This window comes from Acinetobacter sp. 1000160, assembly GCF_000588715.1.
In the GTDB taxonomy this organism is placed as follows: Bacteria; Pseudomonadota; Gammaproteobacteria; order Pseudomonadales; family Moraxellaceae; genus Acinetobacter; species Acinetobacter courvalinii.
In genome coordinates this window covers 1-22,763 of record NZ_JFWP02000012.1, presented here as the reverse complement: position 1 = coordinate 22,763, position 22,763 = coordinate 1, and the positions used below count along the sequence as shown (strand labels likewise).

Annotated in this window: 18 protein-coding genes, 2 tRNA genes and 3 rRNA genes; 10 read left to right on the top strand and 13 right to left on the bottom strand. The window is 44.6% G+C overall.

What is annotated here, in order from left to right; all coding sequences use genetic code 11:
- The first annotated feature begins 70 nt into the window (after window positions 1-70).
- The 5 genes from mdtD (at window position 71) to J699_RS01280 (ending at window position 5,032) form a co-directional block, all read left to right on the top strand.
- Complete coding sequence (gene mdtD / locus J699_RS01260) at window positions 71-1,459, top strand: multidrug transporter subunit MdtD (protein ID WP_032871268.1); 1,389 nt, start codon at window positions 71-73, stop codon at window positions 1,457-1,459.
- A gap of 46 nt (window positions 1,460-1,505) precedes the next feature.
- Window positions 1,506-2,474: a hypothetical protein gene (locus J699_RS01265; protein ID WP_032871269.1), complete on the top strand. Its 969-nt coding sequence runs from the start codon at window positions 1,506-1,508 to the stop codon at window positions 2,472-2,474.
- Between the two features lie 11 nt (window positions 2,475-2,485).
- Window positions 2,486-3,247, top strand: coding sequence for a GH25 family lysozyme (locus tag J699_RS01270; RefSeq protein ID WP_032882981.1), 762 nt, complete (start codon window positions 2,486-2,488; stop codon window positions 3,245-3,247).
- Entirely contained in the window at window positions 3,237-4,304 is a 1,068-nt protein-coding gene (gene dinB, locus J699_RS01275; RefSeq protein WP_032871273.1) for a DNA polymerase IV, read from the top strand. The genes J699_RS01270 and dinB overlap by 11 nt, the downstream gene beginning before the upstream one ends.
- A 371-nt stretch (window positions 4,305-4,675) precedes the next feature.
- Complete coding sequence (locus J699_RS01280; protein ID WP_004773913.1) at window positions 4,676-5,032, top strand: RidA family protein; 357 nt, start codon at window positions 4,676-4,678, stop codon at window positions 5,030-5,032.
- Here the strand turns inward: J699_RS01280 and J699_RS01285 are convergent.
- The 5 genes from J699_RS01285 to J699_RS01305 all read right to left on the bottom strand — a co-directional run bounded on the left by J699_RS01285 (window position 5,029) and on the right by J699_RS01305 (window position 11,508).
- Complete coding sequence (locus J699_RS01285) at window positions 5,029-5,568, bottom strand: DUF2726 domain-containing protein (RefSeq protein ID WP_005226302.1); 540 nt, start codon at window positions 5,566-5,568, stop codon at window positions 5,029-5,031. The genes J699_RS01280 and J699_RS01285 overlap by 4 nt on opposite strands.
- Window positions 5,569-5,870: 302 nt before the next feature.
- On the bottom strand, window positions 5,871-8,252 hold the full coding sequence (locus tag J699_RS01290; protein WP_009508435.1) for a YgiQ family radical SAM protein: 2,382 nt from the start codon (window positions 8,250-8,252) through the stop codon (window positions 5,871-5,873).
- 157 nt (window positions 8,253-8,409) lie between these two features.
- On the bottom strand, window positions 8,410-9,618 hold the full coding sequence (locus J699_RS01295; RefSeq protein WP_032871276.1) for an MFS transporter: 1,209 nt from the start codon (window positions 9,616-9,618) through the stop codon (window positions 8,410-8,412).
- Window positions 9,619-9,696: 78 nt separating this feature from the next.
- On the bottom strand, window positions 9,697-10,950 hold the full coding sequence (locus J699_RS01300) for an esterase-like activity of phytase family protein (RefSeq protein WP_032871278.1): 1,254 nt from the start codon (window positions 10,948-10,950) through the stop codon (window positions 9,697-9,699).
- Window positions 10,951-11,100: 150 nt separating this feature from the next.
- On the bottom strand, window positions 11,101-11,508 hold the full coding sequence (locus J699_RS01305) for a helix-turn-helix domain-containing protein (RefSeq protein WP_032871280.1): 408 nt from the start codon (window positions 11,506-11,508) through the stop codon (window positions 11,101-11,103).
- Between the two features lie 80 nt (window positions 11,509-11,588).
- On the opposite strand from J699_RS01305, the gene J699_RS01310 reads away from it, so the two are divergent.
- The 5 genes from J699_RS01310 to J699_RS01330 all read left to right on the top strand — a co-directional run bounded on the left by J699_RS01310 (window position 11,589) and on the right by J699_RS01330 (window position 14,645).
- Complete coding sequence (locus J699_RS01310; RefSeq protein ID WP_032871282.1) at window positions 11,589-12,080, top strand: DUF2938 domain-containing protein; 492 nt, start codon at window positions 11,589-11,591, stop codon at window positions 12,078-12,080.
- 10 nt (window positions 12,081-12,090) lie between these two features.
- Window positions 12,091-12,666, top strand: a complete 576-nt coding sequence (locus J699_RS01315; protein WP_032871284.1) for a flavodoxin family protein — start codon at window positions 12,091-12,093, stop codon at window positions 12,664-12,666.
- Window positions 12,663-12,881: a DUF2798 domain-containing protein gene (locus J699_RS01320; protein WP_032871286.1), complete on the top strand. Its 219-nt coding sequence runs from the start codon at window positions 12,663-12,665 to the stop codon at window positions 12,879-12,881. Before J699_RS01315 ends, J699_RS01320 begins: the two co-directional genes overlap by 4 nt.
- 326 nt (window positions 12,882-13,207) lie before the next feature.
- Window positions 13,208-13,771, top strand: coding sequence for a lytic transglycosylase domain-containing protein (locus J699_RS01325; RefSeq protein ID WP_032871288.1), 564 nt, complete (start codon window positions 13,208-13,210; stop codon window positions 13,769-13,771).
- A gap of 331 nt (window positions 13,772-14,102) precedes the next feature.
- The gene (locus tag J699_RS01330; RefSeq protein ID WP_050441713.1) at window positions 14,103-14,645 is read left to right on the top strand and encodes a lytic transglycosylase domain-containing protein; all 543 of its coding nucleotides are present in this window, start codon (window positions 14,103-14,105) and stop codon (window positions 14,643-14,645) included.
- A gap of 65 nt (window positions 14,646-14,710) precedes the next feature.
- On the opposite strand, the gene cysK is transcribed toward J699_RS01330, so the two are convergent.
- The 8 genes from cysK to J699_RS01365 form a co-directional block, all read right to left on the bottom strand.
- Window positions 14,711-15,712: a cysteine synthase A gene (gene cysK / locus J699_RS01335; protein WP_032871290.1), complete on the bottom strand. Its 1,002-nt coding sequence runs from the start codon at window positions 15,710-15,712 to the stop codon at window positions 14,711-14,713.
- Window positions 15,713-15,834: 122 nt separating this feature from the next.
- The gene (locus J699_RS0218925; RefSeq protein ID WP_032871292.1) at window positions 15,835-16,374 is read right to left on the bottom strand and encodes a hypothetical protein; all 540 of its coding nucleotides are present in this window, start codon (window positions 16,372-16,374) and stop codon (window positions 15,835-15,837) included.
- 27 nt (window positions 16,375-16,401) lie between these two features.
- Window positions 16,402-17,232, bottom strand: a complete 831-nt coding sequence (locus J699_RS01340; RefSeq protein ID WP_032871293.1) for a hypothetical protein — start codon at window positions 17,230-17,232, stop codon at window positions 16,402-16,404.
- A 171-nt stretch (window positions 17,233-17,403) separates the two neighbouring features.
- A 5S ribosomal RNA gene (gene rrf, locus J699_RS01345) occupies window positions 17,404-17,518 on the bottom strand.
- Between the two features lie 158 nt (window positions 17,519-17,676).
- Window positions 17,677-20,569, bottom strand: a 23S ribosomal RNA gene (locus J699_RS01350).
- Between the two features lie 373 nt (window positions 20,570-20,942).
- Window positions 20,943-21,018: transfer RNA gene (locus tag J699_RS01355), tRNA-Ala, on the bottom strand.
- A 54-nt stretch (window positions 21,019-21,072) separates the two neighbouring features.
- Window positions 21,073-21,149: transfer RNA gene (locus J699_RS01360), tRNA-Ile, on the bottom strand.
- A gap of 59 nt (window positions 21,150-21,208) precedes the next feature.
- A 16S ribosomal RNA gene (locus tag J699_RS01365) occupies window positions 21,209-22,745 on the bottom strand.
- The 16S, 23S and 5S rRNA genes sit together here with 2 tRNA genes alongside, the layout of an rRNA operon.
- Window positions 22,746-22,763 lie beyond the last annotated feature (18 nt).

Below are 22,763 nucleotides of genomic sequence, written 5' to 3'. Positions count from 1 at the left end.
TGACAATTTTTGTCTTTATTTCACGCCTGTTTGCATTAAACTAAAACTGAATTTTTACTCATCAAGGCTCATGACCAGCACAACCCATCAGGCAGTACAACCCGAATTCCGATTATTGGTCCTTCTGGTTTCCATTGGCTTTTTTATGCAGGCACTGGACACCACCATCGTCAATACCGCGATTCCAGCCATGGCTGTACAACTCAATGAAAACCCCTTGCAAATGCATGGTGTGATTGTGGCCTATGTATTGTCGGTTGCGGCATGTATTCCTTTAAGTGGCTGGCTGGCAGATCGCTTTGGTATCCGCAATATTTATCTGAGCTCCATGATCATTTTTAGTCTGGCTTCGCTCGGCTGCGGCTTATCCCAGAATCTGGAACAACTGTTGTTTTTCCGGGTGATTCAAGGGGTTGGTGGCGCATTGCTGATGCCGGTAGGTCGTCTGGCCCTACTCAAGATTATTCCACGCTCACAATTTCTTTCCGCCATGAGCCTGATGAGTCTGGCCGGACTGGTGGGCCCGTTAATGGGCCCGACCTTAGGCGGCTGGCTGGTGGAAGTCACCACCTGGCACTGGATTTTCCTGATCAATATTCCGATGGGTATTCTCGGGATGATCATGACCTGCAAAATCATGCCAAATCGCAAAGAACCTACAGTTAAATCCTTTGATTTAAGCGGCTTTATCTTATTAATTGTGGCGATGGTCGGCTTGTCTTTGGGCATCGAGAATATCGCGACACCGCAATATTCCCGGCTGGTCAGTTTAGCGCTATTGGCGGCTGGACTGATCGCTGCGGCAGGCTATGCTTACCATGCCCACACTCATCAGAATGCCCTGTTTCATGGGCGCTTATTTGGCTACAAAATTTTTTCGGTCGGCGTTTTAGGCAATTTCTTTGCCCGTTTGGGCAGTAATGCGATTCCATTTATTTTACCGCTCATGCTACAGGTAGCATTTGGTTTCGAACCGTTCATTACCGGTTTGATGATGATCCCGATGGTACTCGGCTCATTATTTTCCAAGCCCATCGTACGCCCACTGATTCAACGGGTCGGTTATCGCCGTTTCTTACTGACCAATACCGTGTTGGTCGGGCTATGTATTGCCAGTTTTTCCCTGATGACGGCAGCGACACCGCTGTGGCTGAAAATCTTGCATTTGTTTATCTTTGGTACTCTCAATTCATTGCAGTTTGTCGGTATGAATACCCTGACCTTGAAAGACTTACCTCAGCAGGATGCCAGCAGCGGCAATAGTTTCTTATCGATGATTATGATGCTGTCCATGAGTATGGGCGTGGCACTGGCAGGTACCTTGATCAATGTATTTGGTCAATATTACTCATCTGCTTCGATTAGCACCGCATTCCATGCCACCCTTATTACCCTCGGTTGTATCAACATCATTACGGCGATGGTCTTCTGGCAGATCCCTAAAGAAACCACCGATTAAAGATATTGCTGTGGCAACCATATCAAAATAATAAGGAAAATATTCGATGCTTATTCCCCGGTACTGGGCTGAAGCCAAAGTAAAAACCCGTATAGCAGGACGTCATTACACGCTTAAACGTTTTGGTTGGTCAGATCAGAGCCTAGCGGCGGCCCAAGTGCATGCAGAGCACCGTATTGCACAAGCGATTGAGAAGATTAAAGCCGGTGAAAACATTCATCGAATGGACCATAAAGCCTCATATAACGGTGCCGAAGGTCTGCCCATTCGCGAAGAAATTATTGCCCAGCATGATGATGTGGTGATCACGCGCAATGCCTACGGCGCCTTGTGCCTCAATACGCCTGATGTGCTATTTGCCGATATCGACTTTGCAGAATCCGCTCGGTTGACCGTGCATGTTGCTACTGTTTTCTTGCTGCTGTTACTTTCAATCGCAGTCACTGCTTATTTCATGTCCTGGCTGATTCTGGTTATTGGCCTGATGATGTCATTTCTACTGATCCGTGTTTTTGCCAAAAGTTTATCTAGGCTACAACAACGTTTTACCACGACACCTGAACAGCGCTCACTCGCCTCGATCCGCAACTTTTCTCAACAGCATCCGGACTGGCATTTGCGTGTCTACCGTACGCCAAAGGGACACCGGATCTTGGCAATGCATCGAACCTTTGATGCCAATGGAAAAGAAGCCGAGTTACTGTTTCAGTCGATCAAGGCTGATCCTCACTATGTCCGGATGTGTAAAAACCAGCACTGTTTTCGGGCCCGTATCAGTCCAAAACCGTGGCGCATTGGCATGCAGCGCTTAGGCTTCGGTGTATGGCCCGTGGATCAGCAACATGTCGCCAGTAGAAATAACTGGATTCACGATTATCAACAGCGTGCCGAACCTTATGCGTCCTGTAGATTTGTGGAACAATTTGGTAGTCAGATGGTCAATGCCAAGGCGAAACGGGTACAATTGCTACATGATCAATACTGCAAATCTGGCACTCATCTCGACCTCGCATAATTACTGATACTATGGCAAAGAAACCCGCAGCATCTTCCTTCTCTCAACACTATCCGACCTATGCCAGTATCGGATTAGCAGCCATGCTGGGTGTGGTGAGTTATTTCGGTCTGTTCTATCAACAGAAAGCTGCTGCGCAAGACTATGCCATTCGTGGTTTTGATGTTTCCCATCATCAAGGGGAGATCAACTGGAAAAAAATCTCTCCGATGCAATATCAATTTGTCTATCTCAAAGCCACCGAAGGCGGCGATTTCCGCGACCGTAATTTCCAACAAAACTGGCTCAAGGCTCGCGAACAAGGCTTACATGTCGGCGCCTATCATTTCTATCGCCTATGTCGTGACGGTAAGGGACAAGCTGAAAACTTTATTGCGACCGTGCCGAAGAAAGCGGATGCCCTGCCCCCCGCCATTGATCTGGAATATGACAGTAACTGTATCAATACCTATACCAAAGAGCAGTTACTAAAAGAAATTCAGGTCATGCATGATCAATTGCATAAACATTATGGCAAACAGCCGATCTTTTATATCTCGAAAAGCTTTTATCATATTGTGTTGATGGGGAATTTCACCGAAACGCCGCTTTGGGTCAGAGATTATGAAGGCAAACCTGAGCTCAAGGATGGTCGCCAATGGACGTTTTGGCAACATAGCAGTCAGGGAAAAATTGCTGGTATTCCCAAAGCAGTGGATTTAAATGTCTATGCCGAATCACCTAAACAATGGCGGATTTTCCTGAAACAGCAAGGCATTCAAGATGCCAAATGAATTACGAAAAATCATCCATATCGACATGGATGCCTTTTATGCCTCAGTCGAACTGAGAGAACGTCCTGATCTCAAAGATTTACCCGTCGTGGTATCTTCACACCATCCACGTGCAGTCATTGCGGCTGCCTCCTATCCAGCCCGTGTCTTTGGACTGCGTTCAGCCATGTCGATGGGACAAGCCAAAAAACTCTGTCCACAGGTGGTGGTGATTGAACCCAACTTTGAAAAATACCGTGAAGTTTCAGCGCAGATTCATCAGATTTTTCAGCAATATACAGCTTTGATTGAACCTCTATCCTTAGATGAAGCCTATCTGGATGTGACTGAAAATTTGAAGAATATTCCGAGTGCGACTGAAGTGGCGGCGCATATCCGTGCCGATATTTTTGCAACTACGGGACTGACAGCTTCTGCCGGTGTGGCACCAAACAAGTTTCTGGCAAAAATCGCCTCGGACTGGAATAAACCCAATGGCTTATTTGTGATTAAACCGCATCAAGTACTGAAATTTATTCAGGATTTAGCGCTAAGCAAAATCCCGGGAGTCGGTAAGGTCACTCAGGAACGATTAAGCCAGCTGAATTTGCATACCCTGGGTGATCTGCAAAAAATCGAAGAGAATGTCCTGATTCATCATTTTGGCAAATACGGCAAACAGCTGTATTTATATGCGCAGGGAGTTGACCACCGCCCTGTAAAAGCAGAACGCGAACGCCAGCAGATTTCCAAAGAGATTACCTTTGACGACGACTATACCCTCGAACAATGTCAGCATGCTTGGCAGCCGCTCGCCGAGCAGGTATGGCGCAGTTTGAATAAAAAACAACTGAGCGCACGCGGGGTCAGTGTAAAGCTTAAACTCAAGAATTTTCAGGTGTTGCAGCACAGTAAAAGTTTTAAGCAGGCCCTACAATCCCAACAGGACTTAGCACAAGTGGTTTTCCAGTTGCTTAATGAAATGCATATCGATCCGGCGTTTCAGTTCCGTCTGATCGGGGTCGGGGTTTACCAGCTACAGACGGCACAGGACGAATCCCAGCTTTCTTTATGGTAGTGCTGTTTTTTTAAACAGAAGCATGATTATTGTTCAAATTTATGTTTGCTTTTTATGCAATATTCAGTACTCTAAACAACGCCGTAACATTATCCATGTTATGCGCTTTGCTAAAGAAAACCTCGCTTTTAGCATCTGCTCCTGTGATTGGTGTGACGATCAAATCCGAAGATTACAGGGCACTTCCGATGTTGTTGAGTTGCTTCTTTTTCCAATCAAAATTCTTCATCTTTCGCTTTTCATTTCCTCCTTCATTCCCTGATGATTTAATGGAAATAGAAACTTTTCCCGCCTGATTTATACAAAATTACACTGCGATTCAATTGCATCAAGTACAATCCAGACAGTATCCCATTCATTAAGGAATCACTATGTCTGTGCAACGACTTCATGTCACTTCACGTTTTTGCGAGGTCGCAATTTCAGGAAATCTTGTTCATCTCGCAGGCCAACTGGCAGATGACACCAGTGTTGATGTAAGTGCACAAACACAGCAAACTTTAGACAATATTGATCGTTTTCTGGCAGATGCAGGTACAGACAAGACCCATATCTTATCAATTACCATTTTTCTAAAAGATATCGAACGAGATTATGCCGCCATGAATGCGGTATGGGATGCATGGATTGCTGAGGGACATCCCCCAGCACGTACCTGTGTCGAATCTAAACTCTATGCACCGGATGTTCTGGTTGAAATGACAGTGACTGCGGTTCGCCCTGATTAATACGATTTTACGGCGAATTCATTATATTTCATCATCCGCTCCATTTTTGGCAGCGGAGCTGATGTGACGACCGTGGTTGGAATGGTCATCGGTTCAAACAGATCAGGCATCAGATCTTCTCTTAGTTCCTGTTCGGTCGGAATACTGCTATAACGCAATACACGATAGCCGGCCAACTCGAGCAAACTGTCCTGATAATGTTTCTGATGCAGGCGATTAACATAGGATTCGTCTGCAATCTCAATAATCGCCAGTACCTGATGTTGCTGGTCGAGCACCACAAAGTCAGCCACCAAACCTTGATATTTACGGCGCGTATGTGCAAATTTGGTGGTGAGTAAGGCGTCAAAAGATACATGTGCCAATACGGTATGACGTGGCAAAACGGCTTGCAAACGCATTAAGGTGATCTGCTCGGCAATATTCAAAATACCGCGGCGTTTTAATGGACTGTCTTGACGCCTGTTTTGTTGAAGGCGGCGAAGTGCTAATGCTGTGATCAACAGCAACCCAACTATTGTTATGAAATAATACATTACCCATCAATCCCTTTAGATTTTTTATAATCATTTTTGGCTTTAAGCCAATTTTTTTAATCAATAACAGCGATAGCAAATTCATTTTGCAGTGCAAACTTAAGTTTTTTAATCGTATTTTTCCAGACGACCAAAGTCGTAACTGCCCTCTACCCTTTATTTATAATCATTACGCTGGCATTATTCAAGTCGTTATTGTCAGTTTATGTTTCCAATCCTGATGGTTTTGTGATCAAAATATAAATCTTTGCCTGCGATGAAAATAAAAAAGGCATGAAATATCATGCCTTTTTTCCATCAAATTAACGATGGGCTTTTGCTTTGGATTTTGGCTTGCCAGAGAATGGTCTCTTTTCACCTGTTTCACGTGGAGGTAAACCATTGTGCTGGGTTAATACCTGGCCTTTCTGCGGCCGTTTTTGCCCAGATGAAGAACGGTTTGAAGTTTGACCACGTTTGGCCGAGTCTCCCGCAACGCTCGAGTTCTTCTTACGTGCAGACTTATATTCTCCTTCAGCGGTTCCTTGTGGCTGATAGGTCGGAATCAAATGCTGTTTTGAATTACCAATCAGGTCAGAACGACCCATGTCCTTCAAGGCTTCACGTAATAACGGCCAGTTGTTTGGATCATGGTAACGCAAGAAAGCTTTATGCAAGCGACGACGTTTTTCGCCTTTGACAATGTCCACACTCTCCGTATAACGCGCCACTTTAGACAACGGGTTCTTGCCTGAATAATACATCGTGGTCGCAGTTGCCATTGGTGATGGATAGAAAGTCTGGACCTGATCGGCACGGAAACCGTTTTTCTTTAACCAGATCGCCAGATTCATCATGTCATAATCGGTGGTACCCGGATGCGCAGCAATAAAGTACGGAATTAAATATTGTTCCTTACCTGCTTCCTTACTGAAACGCTCAAACATCTGCTTAAAGCGGTCATAAGTCCCGATGCCCGGTTTCATCATCTTCGATAATGGACCATTTTCGGTATGCTCAGGCGCAATTTTCAGATAACCGCCGACATGGTGCTGAACCAGCTCTTTCACATATTCAGGATTCAGAACAGCCAGATCATAACGTAAACCTGAACCAATTAGGATCTTCTTCACGCCCTTGATTTCACGGGCCTTACGGTATAACTGAACCAGAGGCGCATGATCGGTATGCAGGTTTTGGCACACACCTGGATAAACACATGATGGCTTACGGCAATTCTTTTCAATCTCAGGATCATTACAGTGCAAGCGGTACATATTTGCGGTTGGACCGCCGAGGTCCGAAATAATGCCGGTGAAATTTGGTGCAGTATCACGGATTTTTTCAATTTCACGCAGAATTGAATCTTCCGAACGGTTCTGAATAATCCGGCCTTCATGTTCAGTAATCGAACAGAAAGTACAGCCACCAAAACAACCACGCATGATATTCACGGAGAACTTGATCATGTCAAATGCAGGGAAACGCGCATTGCCATAGGCTGGGTGCGGTAAACGTGCATAAGGCAAATCAAACACGTAATCCATTTCCTCAGTCGTTAAAGGAATTGGTGGTGGATTGATCCAAACATCACGCTCACCATGACGCTGTACCAAAGCACGCGCATTACCCGGATTGGTTTCCAGATGCAAAATACGGTTGGCATGGGCATAGAGTACCTGATCATTGGCCACTTCTTCAAAAGAAGGTAAACGGATCACGGCCAGCTCACGTGGCGGTAATTTATGTTTAATTGCTTTTGAGGGTGCAGCTTTCAGCTGTACGATCTGGGTATCTGGATCCAGATTGTCGCCTTCACGCACAATCGGGTTAGCCACAATTTCTTTCTGGAAGTTTTGATATTGTGCCAGTGAATTGCCTTTTTCTTTTTCAACTTCACAGCCATCAATATCTTCGGTCATCACATAAGGATTGATAATCGGATCGACACGGCCAACAGTATCGACGTCATTACTGGCAATTTCGACAAATTGTGCTTTCGATTTTTTATTATGTTTATTGATGATAAATGCGGTACCGCGAACATCGGTAATCTCGTGAACTTTTTCACCTTTGGCCAAGCGATGCATCACGTCGATAATGGCGCGCTCGCCATTGCCGTACATCAATAAATCAGCCTTCGAATCCATCAAGATTGAACGACGGACTTTATCGGACCAGTAATCATAATGTGCAATACGGCGTAGACTGCCTTCAATCCCGCCGAGTAGAACAGGTACATCCGGGAAGGCTTCACGACAACGCTGGCAATAGACAGTTGCAGCACGGTCTGGACGTTTATTTGCTTCATTATTCGGTGAATAGGCATCATCAGAACGGATTTTACGATCTGCCGTATAACGGTTGATCATCGAATCCATGTTCCCTGCGGTTACGCCCCATGCAATGGTCGGTTTGCCTAAAACGCGGAAGCTCTCGACATTGGTCCAGTCTGGCTGGGCAATGATGCCGACACGGAAGCCCTGTGCTTCTAACACTCGCCCGATCACCCCCGATACAAATGAAGGATGATCAATATAAGCATCCCCACACACCAAGATAAAGTCACATGCATCCCAGCCGAGCAGATCCATTTCTTCTCGTGACATCGGCAAAAATGGTGCGGGTTCAAAACACGACGCCCAATATTTGTCGTAATCAAACAGCGCTTTTGGCGCGGTCTGCGTGGTATAGGCAGTAGACATGGCTTGCGAATCTCGGCTAGCAGATGGAGGAGAGACATCTAAAGATGAAAGCCGATCATTTTAACATGAATTTCATTCATTTTCCCTGTTTATAAAACATTCAGGAACAAGAGGATAACAAATTATTTGTATAAAGTTTAAACAAAGCTGCTCTGGCTTAATTTTTTTGCGGCACTTTACGCAATTGCAATGCTAAAAGCAGCCCCAGCATTAACACCACCGCGACCATGCATGTAATCCCCGTCCAGCCAAAGTTTTCCCAGACCAGACCACCGCTACTGCCCAATAAACTTGACCCGATGTAATAGCAGAGCAAATACAGTGAAGATGCGACTGCACGGTATTGCACGGCCTGTACAGAAACCCAGCTACTGGCAGTCGAATGCGCGGCAAAAAAAGAAAAAGTAAAAATAATCAGCCCGAGCAGAATCGTCCATAAAGATGGAATTAAAGTAATTAACACCCCCAGCATCATGGTAAGTAACAGCACCGGTAGCACCTTATCGCGCCCATATTTAAAGCCCCATTTGGCAGCTTTGGGTGAACTATAAATCCCGGCCAGATACGCGATCGAAATCAGGCCAATCCAGGTTTGTGATAAATGAAAGGGAGCTTCCAGCAAGTGATAACTAATATAGTTAAATACAGTGACCAGACAGCCCATCAAGATAAATCCTTGGGCAAACAGAATCCGTAATTTCGGATCTTTTAAATTATGCTCAAACGCCGCCTTAAAACGGGAAAAACGGAATGGAAAGGGCTTGAAATGCTGTGATTTGGGAAGTAACAGATAAAATAGACAGGCGATAATGAAATTGATAAAACCAATTGCATAAGTTGCTGCTTGCCATGAGATAAAGTCAACCAGTACCCCTGCAATCAACCGTCCCCCCATGCCGCCAATGGCTGTACCTGAAATATATAACCCCATCGCGAAGCCAATATCTTTTTGCGCAATTTCTTCACCAATATACGTCATCGCTACTGCAGCCACACCGCTGACCGCTAGACCAATAAAAACACGGGTGGTCAGGAAAATTTCCCAAACGGGAAACGACGCACTCAACAGCAATAAAATCGAGACCAGAAATAAGGCAAATACCATGATCGGCTTACGCCCAAAACGATCAGAAATAAAACCGGTGAATAGCAGACCGATTGCAAGTGCAATGGTTGAAAAAGACAGTGGGAAACTGCTATGGGTAGGCGTTACATGAAAGAATTCTGCAAAAATCGGCATCATCGGCTGAACACAGTACAACGATGAAAATGATGCAAAACCGGCAAAGAACAAGGACCATAAAATCGCAGTAAACGATTTTGAACCATACTCGATATGGGTTGGGCGCAACACTGATTCAGACATGAGGACTCCTTATGCCCAATCAGTATACGCCTTCAGCCGAAATGCGGAATGATCATTTCGGCGATTTTGACCGAATGTTTAAAATAATGCTTTAGGCAGACGAATCTGAATAATTTCATTGTCGTCGGCAAGTTTGGCGTTACGTCCCGATGAACCCGGGAAATTATTGTCATTCAATACCGTCAAAGTCGTGCCATTTTCAATGATGACATCTTCAATGGTCTCAAATGGAAATGCAAAAACCTTACCTGTTCCAATATCCCCTGCCCGCACGTTGCCATATAAAGCATCTGGATTGGCAATCTTCATCAAGTCGACCAGATCTTCACGCGCTACCGCTTGTTTAGGCTCATTGAACTTAATCCGGATCAGTTTTTTATATCCGCCTAGATTATTCTGGCTCACATCCCGCTCGATAATGATGCCTTCTTTGTCATTAAACAATTGGAAATCGCCAATATTGGTGGCTTTGCTATTCAGCTCAAACCAATAATAAACACCGGTATAGGCTTTTTTCTGAAGGTCAAACTGAGAAATCAGTAGTCGGCCAGTTGCATCATTCAGTAAAGGTTTTTCCAGCAAAGGATATAAATACTTGCCATCTGGTGAAATTGCCATGCCCTCGAAGCCACTACTGCGCCCCACCAGAGGCTCAACATAATTGATATTGGCTTTATTCAGTTGATTTTGTGGCGAACGTAATTCTTGTGCCGGATTCAATGGATTTGGCAATCCAATCGGCGCATCGAGCAAGACACCTTCTGCCGAGAAGTGCAACAGATAAGGACCAAACTCGTCGCCAATCCAGTAGCTTCCATCCGCAGCACGTTGCATCGATTCAGGATCAAAATCCGCCCCAGTCAACAAACGCTCTGCGGTATTGCCATTCACAATTTCAAAAGGAATCAGTTTATTGGGATCACGTAGCTGGATAAAACCTTGCACAGCCACTTGTCCTGTGCCTTTAGCTTTGCTTTTAAAGTCTGCTTTGATTTTATAAATACGTAACAAGAAATCGGCTGAATTGTCCTGTGTGCCAAAACCGTTATCGGCCATGGCCATATAACTACCATCCGCATTTTTCAAAGCGGCAGAAAAGCCTTGTACCGGTTGGCCTTTAAATGGCGGATAAATTCCATTGGCACCACTCACGGCTTTACCCGAGTCGGGGCCAGCCGCATAAGTTGCAACATCAATTTTGGCAAAAGAGACTAAAGTAGGCTCGGTAACTTTCTCTGTGGGTGTGGTCTGATCTTGTTTATTATCATCGTTACAGGCACTGAGTCCTAAAGCTGTACTGCACAATACGGCCAATAAAGTTTTCTTATTCATGGTTTTATACGCTTGGTCAAAAATTACGCCAATTTAAGCAAGCTTTGATGACATTTTTACTGCAATCGCATGAACTCTTTATGGCGAAAATATGACAATGTAACCCGACATTTTGTTTTATAAATTACGCTAATGATCGCCTATCCGGTCTTACTCAAGTTTGATCGGTCGATATGCACCCGCAATCGCAGCTTTTAAAAAGTTTTGAAAGGTTGGGCATTGCATATGATTTTCTGCGGGGCATACCGCAGCATGTCTCAGTCCCTGGCTGATAAAATCCAGGCGCTGGATCATGAGTTGCAATTGTTCAGCTTTTTCATTGAGCATGGCGCGATCCAGTTCAGGCTGACCATTTTCGCCAAACATCTGTGCAATTTCATTGAGAGAAAAACCTGCCGCCCGCCCCAAAGCAATCAATGCCAATTGATCCAGAACCTGCTTGCCATATTGTCGGCGTAATCCATGACGCCCTATTGATTTGATTAAACCTTTTTCTTCATAAAAGCGTAAGGTTGAGGTGCTCACATGGGCCCGCTTCGCAACTTCTCCAATATCCATAAATACCCCTTGACTTCAAGTTGACTTGAACTTGCACACTATCTTTATCGCGTTTTACGCAAAAAAGATCAAGGTGAAAAATGGAAACTGCAGAACTGTTATTTCAAATCCTGTGTTTAGGTGTCGGTGCCACAATCATGATGGATATGTGGCTATTGCTGTTAAAAACACTCAACCGCCCAAGCTTAAATTTTGCTTTGTTGGGCCGTTGGTTGGGCTGGATGTTTCGAGGCAAGTTCATCCATGCATCGATTGCGCAAAGTCCTGCCATCCGACAGGAATATGCCTTGGGTTGGCTGGCACATTACAGTGTCGGCATGCTGTTTGCGTTCAGCTTTGTGCTGATTGTTGGAGAAGCATGGTTACGACAGCCTCAATTTAGCTCTGCTTTTATTTTCGGGGTGATTACAGTGCTTGTTCCCTTCTTGATTATGCAACCGGCTATGGGGGCAGGCTTTGCCTCAGCTAAAACAGCACAGCCTTTGCATAACTGTCTACGAAGCCTGATCAACCACGCTATTTTCGGCTGCGGTTTATATCTCAGCGCGCTATTGCTTGCATTATTTCACTGAGGGATCAACCATGAAATCGATTGCCATTATTTATCATAGCCGTCAGGGCCACACCCAGTTTATTGCCCAACAGATTCAACGCGGTATAGCGCAAGTTGGACAGATTAAAACTGATTTATTCAGCGCTGAGCAGTTAATGTCTCAACCCGAATTACTCTGTCACTATGACGGACTGATTTGGGGCTCCCCCACCTATTTGGGTGGTGTTTCAGGCACATTCAAACAATTAATGGATGCCACAGGGCCTTTATGGAAAAAACAAGCATTTAAAGGAAAATTAGCCGCAGGATTTACCGTTTCCTCACTGCCCGCAGGGGATAAGCAATCTACACTGATTTCACTTTTCACCTTTTCGATGCAACACGGTATGATATGGGTTGGTAACCCTATTTTACCTGAGCAACATCAAGGGGTTCCGTATACGCAAGCAGCCAATCGTCTCGGCTCATGGACTGGGCTTATGGCACAAGCTGAACATGCCAGTGCAGCAGATGCCTTTGATTTTGGTGATATCAAAACTGCCCAGCTATTTGGACAAAATTTTGCATTCAGCTTAAGTGCATATCAAGGAGTGGTGATCACGTGAAAGCAGCAAGTCTTTTATTTCCATTGGTTTTGTCCTGCATGATGTCTTTTTTAATTTCTGGCATCACTACATTAAAGGCAGTCGGTTTTATCGAACATTTCTTTGCCATGTGGATGTCAGCCTGGATCGTGGCGTGGATGTTTGCCTTTCCTAGCGTATTGGTCTGTGCACCGATTGCACAAAGGTTGGTAGGATGGATTCTAAAGAAACACTAATTGGGACTTTGTAAGCAAAAGCCTACAGTGACTGTGGTCATTGGCGAATATCCCTAGAGAGATAGATTCACTAAGATATGAAGCATAGAGAGACAGGATGTCTCATTCAGAATAACAAGAACACAGGATGTGGTCGTTGACAGGAGTTGGCGGCAAGAAACCAAATATGAAAAGCCTCGACAGGATGTCGGGGCTTTTTTATTGTCCTTGAGTTTGTTTGAATACAAAAAAAGTAAACGATTTAACTTACGATTCTGCATTGACTCCCTGTGGCTTGCTACCTACTATCCGCATGTTTTATATATGATGGTCAGTCTTGTTTTACGATGATAATTTACAACAAATTTTGCTTTTCTCGGTTCCCAATCACTTTTGCCAAATTGAGTGTCGTCCTTTTCATTAGCTATTTAACCGCTGCCTGTACCAGTACTCAAGGCCCTTCTGTACGTCAATCTCAACAATTTGCAACAGGAATCCAGAACGCCTACTCCGTTGCGCCGAGCACAGCTAATCGCGTTGCTCCGATCATTCTCAAAACTGCTGAACGACATAACATTTCCCCGCATTTACTCGCTGCACTGATTCGTCAGGAATCCAGTTATCGCACGTTTGCCCGCTCCTCTGCGGATGCAGTGGGATTAACGCAGGTCCGTCCAAAATTCTGGCAACAGTTTTGTCCAGGTGATCTGTATGATGAACATGTCAATATTAATTGTGGTGCCTATATTTTGGCGAACTACTATCAATCTACTGGAGACTGGGCAAAAGCCTTGGGTTATTACAATGTGGGTCCGACAGGCTATCGCAGAAGCCCGTATATGCGCCAACAAGCTGAACGTTATGCCAGCTCAGTCAAACGGCATGAACAGTCCTTGAAAGAAGCTTTATAAACCTTGTCGGTAAAAATCTACACCGGTTGGCGTCATTGGCGAATGTCGTCATTATCTTACGTTCATTAATATTGGACTCATACAGGGACAGGACGTCTCATTCAGAACAATAACAGCACAGGATGTGGTCATTGACAGGAGTTGATGGCAAGAAACCTAATATGAAAAGCCTCGACAGGATGTCGGGGCTTTTTTATGTCCCGTTTAAAAGAATGAATACGGTAAAACAACTGCTATTGACTCCCCTAAACCGAGTGCATACCATCCTAATAATTTTATTCTGTCTCGGGTCTTGGTTTTGCAAATCGTCTCTACATCAACTGATCAAGGTATGACTTCTCACGCGCTCGGTTCACTTTTTTTAAAGCTCAGCCTTATCATTATGGCAGTGAGTCTTTCCGCGTGTAGTAGCTTAAGCGGATCATTTGCAAATCGCTCGAATCAACTCTCCTCAGGCTTACAAAACGCTTATTCTGTTTCACCCAGCACGGCCAATCGTTTATCACCGATGATCATTCAAAGTGCTGAGCGTTATGATGTATCGCCGACTTTACTGGCCGCGCTGATTCGACAGGAATCCAATTACAATAGCGCTGCCCGCTCACCAACGGGGGCCATTGGTTTAACCCAAATCATTTCCAGTCATTGGAATCAGGCTTGCCCAGGCAATCTTTATGATGAAAATGTCAACATTAACTGTGGCGCGCATGTCCTCTCGACCTACTATCGATCTGCTGGAAGCTGGTCCAAAGCCGTAGCCTATTACAATGTTGGCCCAACAGGTTATCAACGTAGCTTCTGGACACGGCATAAAGGTAAAAAGTACGCCCGCTCGGTGAAACGCCATGAAAAAACCTTGAAAAAAGCCTTATAAAAAATACAGCAAAAATGAAAAAACCATGCGCTTAGGCATGGTTTTTTATAACTTGAACAATAGATTTAAGCTTCGTCAAACAGACCTTCAAATAAGACTGAAGATAGGTAACGTTCACCGCTATCCGGTAAGATCACCACAATCGTTTTACCCGCATTTTCAGGACGTTCTGCAATTTGAGCTGCCGCCGCCAATGCTGCACCACTGGAGATACCAACCAAAATCCCTTCTTGAGTTGCACACTTTCTTGCCCACTCAATGGCATCCGCACTATTCACAGCTACAACTTCATCTACCAAATCTAGATCTAAGTTCTTCGGAATGAAGTTGGCGCCAATACCTTGAATTTTATGCGGTGCCGGGGTAATGCTTTCGCCATTTTTGGTTTGAGTAATGATTGGAGATTCAGCCGGTTCAACTGCTACAGAATAAATTGGCTTATTCTGAACGTGCTCAAAATAACGAGAAATTCCGGTAATGGTTCCGCCTGTGCCGACACCAGCCACGAGAATATCAACTTGTCCATTGGTTGCCTGCCAGATTTCAGGACCAGTGGTATCGACATGAATTTGAGGATTGGCTGGATTTTCAAATTGTTGCGGCAAGAAATATAGTTCTGGATTTTCCGTAGCTAAATGAACAGCTTCATCTACTGCACCTTTCATTCCTTTAGCAGGCTCAGTTAAAACCAGATTTGCACCTAAAGCTTTTAAAACCTTTCGGCGCTCCAGGCTCATACTTGCAGGCATGGTTAAGGTAATTGGATAACCTTTTGCCGCTGCAACAAAGGCTAAAGCAATCCCTGTATTACCACTGGTCGGTTCAACAATATGCATGCCAGCTTTCAGTACACCACGTTTTTCTGCATCTGCAATCAAAGCAGCACCAATACGACACTTCACTGAAAATGCAGGATTGCGGCTTTCGACTTTGGCTAAAACCGTTGCACCCGTTTTAATCAGACGGTTGATACGCACTAAAGGTGTGTTCCCAATGGCTTCGGCATTGTTTGAATACACTGCGATCCCTAGGTTGGCTGGTGCTGGAAATTGCTGATCAGTTGACATGTTATTTCCCTTCAATCATTATTTATGATAAGTTTTTAAAAATATACCGCCAATAACCTTACAGCGGAAATAGAAAAAAGTAAAATAATACAAGTTTTTCTCTTTGAGATCATTTACTAATCTCAAAAATCAAAAACTTCCACATATATACTCTGTTCATTAATATATTTTTCAAATATTGGTGAATATTTTTTTATTGCATTCCTATTTTCCTGAATAAAATAAAATTTGGCCTCATTATTATCTTTAAATTTCATTATAATCGCATTATTACTACCATTAGAGAGCATATTATCTATAGAATATAATAATGGTTTCCCTCTATAATCCCTATTATAAATAAGTAAACTCTTTACTTCACTACAATCGTAAATATTTTTATCAATCTTGATTTTACTAGTAGAAAAAATTATTGATCCACTACACTTTCCACGTAAAGTCTGTATTTTCCCCTTTCTTCTGAATCCTCTGACCACATACACCACAATAAAAAAAAGCGCCAATAAATGAACAAGATGATATAAATTGGAAGCATAGATTGGCTTTATAGAAAATAAGAAAATTATAATAGCTAAAGAAGAAAAACTGAGAATCAGCAACATTTTATCTAATGTAATATTTTTTTCTTTATTAGGATAAAATACCTTTAAGTCAAAACACATAATTCACCTCAGATTAAATCTCTTTACTCAATTCTCATACCAAAAATTTAAAAATAATAATCCAATGACCAAAATAGTCATGCCTAACCAAAAAATATTATTTATCCTCTTTGTTCTATTCAATTGATCTATATCCAGCATGAATGTCTCAGGATCAATACATAAAAGAGAGCTAAACAGAGAATCTATATGTGCCGTGGGATTCTTTTTCCTTAACTGCTGTAAGAAAACACTAAGCATGAATTCTTTATTTTTCAATGGATAAATTCTTAACATTGAGAAATTAGGTTCAAATAGGTTGTATATCTTGACGTGATTACCCGTATTAGTACAATTATAAAGAACAGAGAATATATAATTACCTGCCTTTGCTGGAATAATAGTTACATTGGTAATTTGATCAAATTCTAAGTATTTACTGGTATTATCTAATAAAATGAATTCAATATGATCATCCTTTATCGCGTAGTTTTTAACAGCCTTTTTTTGAGTTGCTCTGGGCTTAGAATAAAAAAATAGAATCAATAAAGGCATGATAAAAGCGACTAAAAGCAACTTAATCCATTGATCTGCAATAAACTGATCTATATCAATATTGCCTAGATCAATAATTTCATCTATGAGTACAAGTCCTAGAGAGATGAAGATAAATAAGAGAAATAGGGCGAAAACCAACATTAAATATTGAAAAATGGTTCTCCAAAAAGGGGCTACTTGACCATAAACTGGCAAATCATATTCAGAGCCATTTTTATTCGGAATGATGTCAATCAGCTCAAACTGTTTCAATTTATTGCTATTATTTAGATCGCTAGGTTTAACCTGGTACTTTTTCCGCTTTTTAACTAATTTACGCATTTATACACCGATAAACTCTATTTTTAGAAGGTCTAGATAAGTTGGTAATAATCTAAAAATAGATGGATCAAGGCTAAAACTTAGAGACAAGTTATATTTTTCATCTATTATATTTTTTCTATCCAATAAAAAACACCCCCAACCGTCAGGTTAGGGGTGTTTAGATTTAAAAGCTGGCGATGACTTACTCTCACATGGCAAGTGCCACACTACCATCAGCGCTAAGAGGTTTCACTTCTGAGTTCGGGAAGGGATCAGGTGGTTCACTCTTGCTATTGTCGCCAGCAAACTGTTTTGGTTTTGGGTGGTCTTACGTTTTTTGCCACTTAGTACCGAAAGAGTTATTAACGGATTAGTTAATTGAGTCGTATTGTAACTAGTTTTGACACTAAATCAAGTTATGTATTGAATTTATCTTGAATACAACAACTGTTTGGGTGTTGTATAGTCAAGCCTCACGAGCAATTAGTATTGGTCAGCTTCACACGTCACCGTGCTTCCACACCCAACCTATCAACGTCCTAGTCTCGAACGGCTCTTTAGAGGAATAAATTCCTAGGGAAATCTTATCTTGAGGTAGGCTTCCCGCTTAGATGCTTTCAGCGGTTATCCCTTCCGAACATAGCTACCCGGCGATGCGACTGGCGTCACAACCGGTACACCAGAGGTTCGTCCACTCTGGTCCTCTCGTACTAGGAGCAGATCCTCTCAAATTTCCAGCGCCCACGGTAGATAGGGACCGAACTGTCTCACGACGTTCTAAACCCAGCTCGCGTACCTCTTTAAATGGCGAACAGCCATACCCTTGGGACCTGCTTCAGCCCCAGGATGAGATGAGCCGACATCGAGGTGCCAAACACCGCCGTCGATATGAACTCTTGGGCGGTATCAGCCTGTTATCCCCAGAGTACCTTTTATCCGTTGAGCGATGGCCCTTCCATACAGAACCACCGGATCACTAAGACCTACTTTCGTACCTGCTCGACTTGTGGGTCTCGCAGTTAAGCGCGCTTTTGCCTTTATACTCTACGCGTGATTTCCGACCACGCTGAGCGCACCTTCGTACTCCTCCGTTACTCTTTAGGAGGAGACCGCCCCAGTCAAACTACCCACCAGACATGGTCCTCGCCCCGGATTACGGGGCAGAGTTAGAACCTCAACATTACCAGGGTGGTATTTCAAGGACGGCTCCATTAGAACTAGCGTTCTAACTTCAAAGCCTCCCACCTATCCTACACAAGTAAGGTCAAAGTTCAATGTCAAGCTGCAGTAAAGGTTCACGGGGTCTTTCCGTCTAGCCGCGGGTACACTGCATCTTCACAGCGATTTCGATTTCACTGAGCCTCTGCTGGAGACAGCGCCGCCATCATTATGCCATTCGTGCAGGTCGGAACTTACCCGACAAGGAATTTCGCTACCTTAGGACCGTTATAGTTACGGCCGCCGTTTACTGGGGCTTCGATCAAGAGCTTCGCTTACGCTAACCCCATCAATTAACCTTCCAGCACCGGGCAGGCATCACACCCTATACGTCCACTTTCGTGTTTGCAGAGTGCTATGTTTTTAATAAACAGTTGCAGCGGCCTGGTTTCTGTGGCTGCCAACAGCTCAGGGAGCAAGTCCCATCACCGTCAGCAGCGTACCTTCTCCCGAAGTTACGGTACCATTTTGCCTAGTTCCTTCAGCAGAGTTCTCTCAAGCGCTTTGGTCTACTCGACCTGACCACCTGTGTCGGTTTCGGGTACGATTCCTGTGTAACTGAAGCTTAGAGACTTTTCCTGGAAGCATGGTATCAGCCACTTCACTGTACAAGTACAGCTTGCTATCAGCTCTCAGCATAGAGCACCCCGGATTTGCCTAAGATGCATGCCTACAGCCTTCCACCTGGACAACCAACGCCAGGCTGACTTAACCTTCTCCGTCCTCTCATCGCATTACACAGAAGTATTGGAATATTAACCAATTTCCCATCGACTACGCCTCTCGGCCTCGCCTTAGGGGTCGACTCACCCAGCCCCGATTAACGTTGGACTGGAACCCTTGGTCTTTCAGCGAACGGGTTTTTCACCCGTTTTGTCGTTACTCACGTCAGCATTCGCACTTCTGATACCTCCAGCATACTTCTCAATACACCTTCATCGGCTTACAGAACGCTCCCCTACCACGTATACTAAAGTATACATCCGCAGCTTCGGCACATAGTTTTAGCCCCGTTACATCTTCCGCGCAGGCCGACTCGACTAGTGAGCTATTACGCTTTCTTTAAAGGGTGGCTGCTTCTAAGCCAACCTCCTAGCTGTCTATGCCTTCCCACATCGTTTCCCACTTAACTATGATTTTGGGGCCTTAGCTGGCGGTCTGGATTGTTTTCCTCTTGACTACGGACGTTAGCACCCGCAGTCTGTCTCCCGGATAGTACTCATTGGTATTCGGAGTTTGCATCGGTTTGGTAAGTCGGGATGACCCCCTAGCCGAAACAGTGCTCTACCCCCAATGGTATTCGTCCGAGGCGCTACCTAAATAGCTTTCGGGGAGAACCAGCTATCACCAGGCTTGATTAGCCTTTCACCCCTATCCACAAGTCATCCCCTGGCTTTTCAACGACAGTGGGTTCGGTCCTCCAGTTAGTGTTACCCAACCTTCAACCTGCTCATGGATAGATCGCCTGGTTTCGGGTCTATACCCAGCAACTAAACGCCCTATTAAGACTCGATTTCTCTACGGCTCCCCTATGCGGTTAACCTTGCTACTGAATATAAGTCGCTGACCCATTATACAAAAGGTACGCAGTCACACCACGAAGGTGCTCCCACTGCTTGTATGCATGCGGTTTCAGGATCTATTTCACTCCCCTCACAGGGGTTCTTTTCGCCTTTCCCTCACGGTACTGGTTCACTATCGGTCAGTCAGGAGTATTTAGCCTTGGAGGATGGTCCCCCCATATTCAGACAAGGTTTCACGTGCCTCGCCCTACTCGTCATCATTATGTGTGCCCTTTCGTGTACGGGAATATCACCCTCTACGTTCGCACTTCCCAGAGCGTTCCACTAGAACACACATAACTTAATGGGCTGCTCCCCGTTCGCTCGCCGCTACTAAGGGAATCTCAATTGATTTCTTTTCCTAAGGGTACTGAGATGTTTCACTTCCCCTCGTTCGCTTCATAAGCCTATGTATTCAGCTTATGATACCCGCCTTTTAGCGGGTGGGTTCCCCCATTCAGAAATCTCCGGATCAAAGGATATTTGCCGCCTCCCCGGAGCTTTTCGCAGGCTATCACGTCTTTCATCGCCTCTGACTGCCAAGGCATCCACCACATGCACTTAATTACTTGACTATACAACCCCAAACAGTCGTTACACCTACAAGTGGGTGTAGCAACAGAATCAATGTAAACATTAATTCATACAGCTTGTTGTTTCGTGAACTTAATCACCGTACAGCTTCAATCTAAATTCATATACCAAAACGCTTGATTCAGTGTTTTTGCTAGTTCTCATTTCATTCAACTTAAACATCGAAATGTTTAAATCAAAGAATGAGTGAACAATTTATTTCAGACTCAATTCTACTAATCTGTTAATGATTAACTACCACCTCGTCGGTGCGTAGTAAACTGTGATAAATCACAGAGATTAATAAACCAGTCAACTTGGACTGTATTCACTAAACTCTATAATCTATTTAGCTCAGAATTACTAAGTAATTCATGGTGGAGACTAGGAGAGTCGAACTCCTGACCTCCTGCGTGCAAAGCAGGCGCTCTACCAACTAAGCTAAGTCCCCAGCTTAAAATCATAATGAACGATATATCTCAATCTCAGCTTCAGCTATCAGATTTGGTGGGTCTGACAAGACTTGAACTTGTGACCCCACGCTTATCAAGCGTGTGCTCTAACCAACTGAGCTACAGACCCTCAGATACATCTTCGAAGAACAACTTGTTGTGGATTCTTACCGGTCACCAATCTTTCGTTAAGGAGGTGATCCAGCCGCAGGTTCCCCTACGGCTACCTTGTTACGACTTCACCCCAGTCATCGGCCACACCGTGGTAACCGCCCTCTTTGCAGTTAGGCTAGCTACTTCTGGTGCAACAAACTCCCATGGTGTGACGGGCGGTGTGTACAAGGCCCGGGAACGTATTCACCGCGGCATTCTGATCCGCGATTACTAGCGATTCCGACTTCATGGAGTCGAGTTGCAGACTCCAATCCGGACTACGATCGGCTTTTTGAGATTAGCATCCTATCGCTAGGTAGCAACCCTTTGTACCGACCATTGTAGCACGTGTGTAGCCCTGGCCGTAAGGGCCATGATGACTTGACGTCGTCCCCGCCTTCCTCCAGTTTGTCACTGGCAGTATCCTTAAAGTTCCCATCCGAAATGCTGGCAAGTAAGGAAAAGGGTTGCGCTCGTTGCGGGACTTAACCCAACATCTCACGACACGAGCTGACGACAGCCATGCAGCACCTGTATCTAGATTCCCGAAGGCACCAATCCATCTCTGGAAAGTTTCTAGTATGTCAAGGCCAGGTAAGGTTCTTCGCGTTGCATCGAATTAAACCACATGCTCCACCGCTTGTGCGGGCCCCCGTCAATTCATTTGAGTTTTAGTCTTGCGACCGTACTCCCCAGGCGGTCTACTTATCGCGTTAGCTGCGCCACTAAAGCCTCAAAGGCCCCAACGGCTAGTAGACATCGTTTACGGCATGGACTACCAGGGTATCTAATCCTGTTTGCTCCCCATGCTTTCGTACCTCAGCGTCAGTATTAGGCCAGATGGCTGCCTTCGCCATCGGTATTCCTCCAGATCTCTACGCATTTCACCGCTACACCTGGAATTCTACCATCCTCTCCCATACTCTAGCTTCCCAGTATCGAATGCAATTCCCAAGTTAAGCTCGGGGATTTCACATCCGACTTAAAAAGCCGCCTACGCACGCTTTACGCCCAGTAAATCCGATTAACGCTCGCACCCTCTGTATTACCGCGGCTGCTGGCACAGAGTTAGCCGGTGCTTATTCTGCGAGTAACGTCCACTCATCTTAGGTATTAACTAAGAGAGCCTCCTCCTCGCTTAAAGTGCTTTACAACCAAAAGGCCTTCTTCACACACGCGGCATGGCTGGATCAGGCTTGCGCCCATTGTCCAATATTCCCCACTGCTGCCTCCCGTAGGAGTCTGGGCCGTGTCTCAGTCCCAGTGTGGCGGATCATCCTCTCAGACCCGCTACAGATCGTCGCCTTGGTAGGCCTTTACCCCACCAACTAGCTAATCCGACTTAGGCTCATCATTTAGCGCAAGGTCCGAAGATCCCCTGCTTTCTCCCGTAGGACGTATGCGGTATTAGCATTCCTTTCGGAATGTTGTCCCCCACTAAATGGCAGATTCCTAAGCATTACTCACCCGTCCGCCGCTGGGTCAGTTACCGAAGCAACCTTCCCCGCTCGACTTGCATGTGTTAAGCCTGCCGCCAGCGTTCAATCTGAGCCATGATCAAACTCTTCAGTTTAAAATCATTAGTAGCTTA

What these genes read in the sequence shown, in the direction of transcription:
- mdtD (WP_032871268.1), top strand. Translation starts at nt 71, where the DNA reads ATGACCAGCACAACCCATCAGGCAGTACAACCCGAATTCCGATTATTG.
- J699_RS01265 (WP_032871269.1), top strand. Translation starts at nt 1,506, where the DNA reads ATGCTTATTCCCCGGTACTGGGCTGAAGCCAAAGTAAAAACCCGTATA.
- J699_RS01270 (WP_032882981.1), top strand. Translation starts at nt 2,486, where the DNA reads ATGGCAAAGAAACCCGCAGCATCTTCCTTCTCTCAACACTATCCGACC.
- dinB (WP_032871273.1), top strand. Translation starts at nt 3,237, where the DNA reads ATGCCAAATGAATTACGAAAAATCATCCATATCGACATGGATGCCTTT.
- J699_RS01280 (WP_004773913.1), top strand. Translation starts at nt 4,676, where the DNA reads ATGTCTGTGCAACGACTTCATGTCACTTCACGTTTTTGCGAGGTCGCA.
- J699_RS01285 (WP_005226302.1), bottom strand. Translation starts at nt 5,568, where the DNA reads ATGTATTATTTCATAACAATAGTTGGGTTGCTGTTGATCACAGCATTA.
- J699_RS01290 (WP_009508435.1), bottom strand. Translation starts at nt 8,252, where the DNA reads ATGTCTACTGCCTATACCACGCAGACCGCGCCAAAAGCGCTGTTTGAT.
- J699_RS01295 (WP_032871276.1), bottom strand. Translation starts at nt 9,618, where the DNA reads ATGTCTGAATCAGTGTTGCGCCCAACCCATATCGAGTATGGTTCAAAA.
- J699_RS01300 (WP_032871278.1), bottom strand. Translation starts at nt 10,950, where the DNA reads ATGAATAAGAAAACTTTATTGGCCGTATTGTGCAGTACAGCTTTAGGA.
- J699_RS01305 (WP_032871280.1), bottom strand. Translation starts at nt 11,508, where the DNA reads ATGGATATTGGAGAAGTTGCGAAGCGGGCCCATGTGAGCACCTCAACC.
- J699_RS01310 (WP_032871282.1), top strand. Translation starts at nt 11,589, where the DNA reads ATGGAAACTGCAGAACTGTTATTTCAAATCCTGTGTTTAGGTGTCGGT.
- J699_RS01315 (WP_032871284.1), top strand. Translation starts at nt 12,091, where the DNA reads ATGAAATCGATTGCCATTATTTATCATAGCCGTCAGGGCCACACCCAG.
- J699_RS01325 (WP_032871288.1), top strand. Translation starts at nt 13,208, where the DNA reads ATGATAATTTACAACAAATTTTGCTTTTCTCGGTTCCCAATCACTTTT.
- J699_RS01330 (WP_050441713.1), top strand. Translation starts at nt 14,103, where the DNA reads ATGACTTCTCACGCGCTCGGTTCACTTTTTTTAAAGCTCAGCCTTATC.
- cysK (WP_032871290.1), bottom strand. Translation starts at nt 15,712, where the DNA reads ATGTCAACTGATCAGCAATTTCCAGCACCAGCCAACCTAGGGATCGCA.
- J699_RS0218925 (WP_032871292.1), bottom strand. Translation starts at nt 16,374, where the DNA reads ATGTGTTTTGACTTAAAGGTATTTTATCCTAATAAAGAAAAAAATATT.
- J699_RS01340 (WP_032871293.1), bottom strand. Translation starts at nt 17,232, where the DNA reads ATGCGTAAATTAGTTAAAAAGCGGAAAAAGTACCAGGTTAAACCTAGC.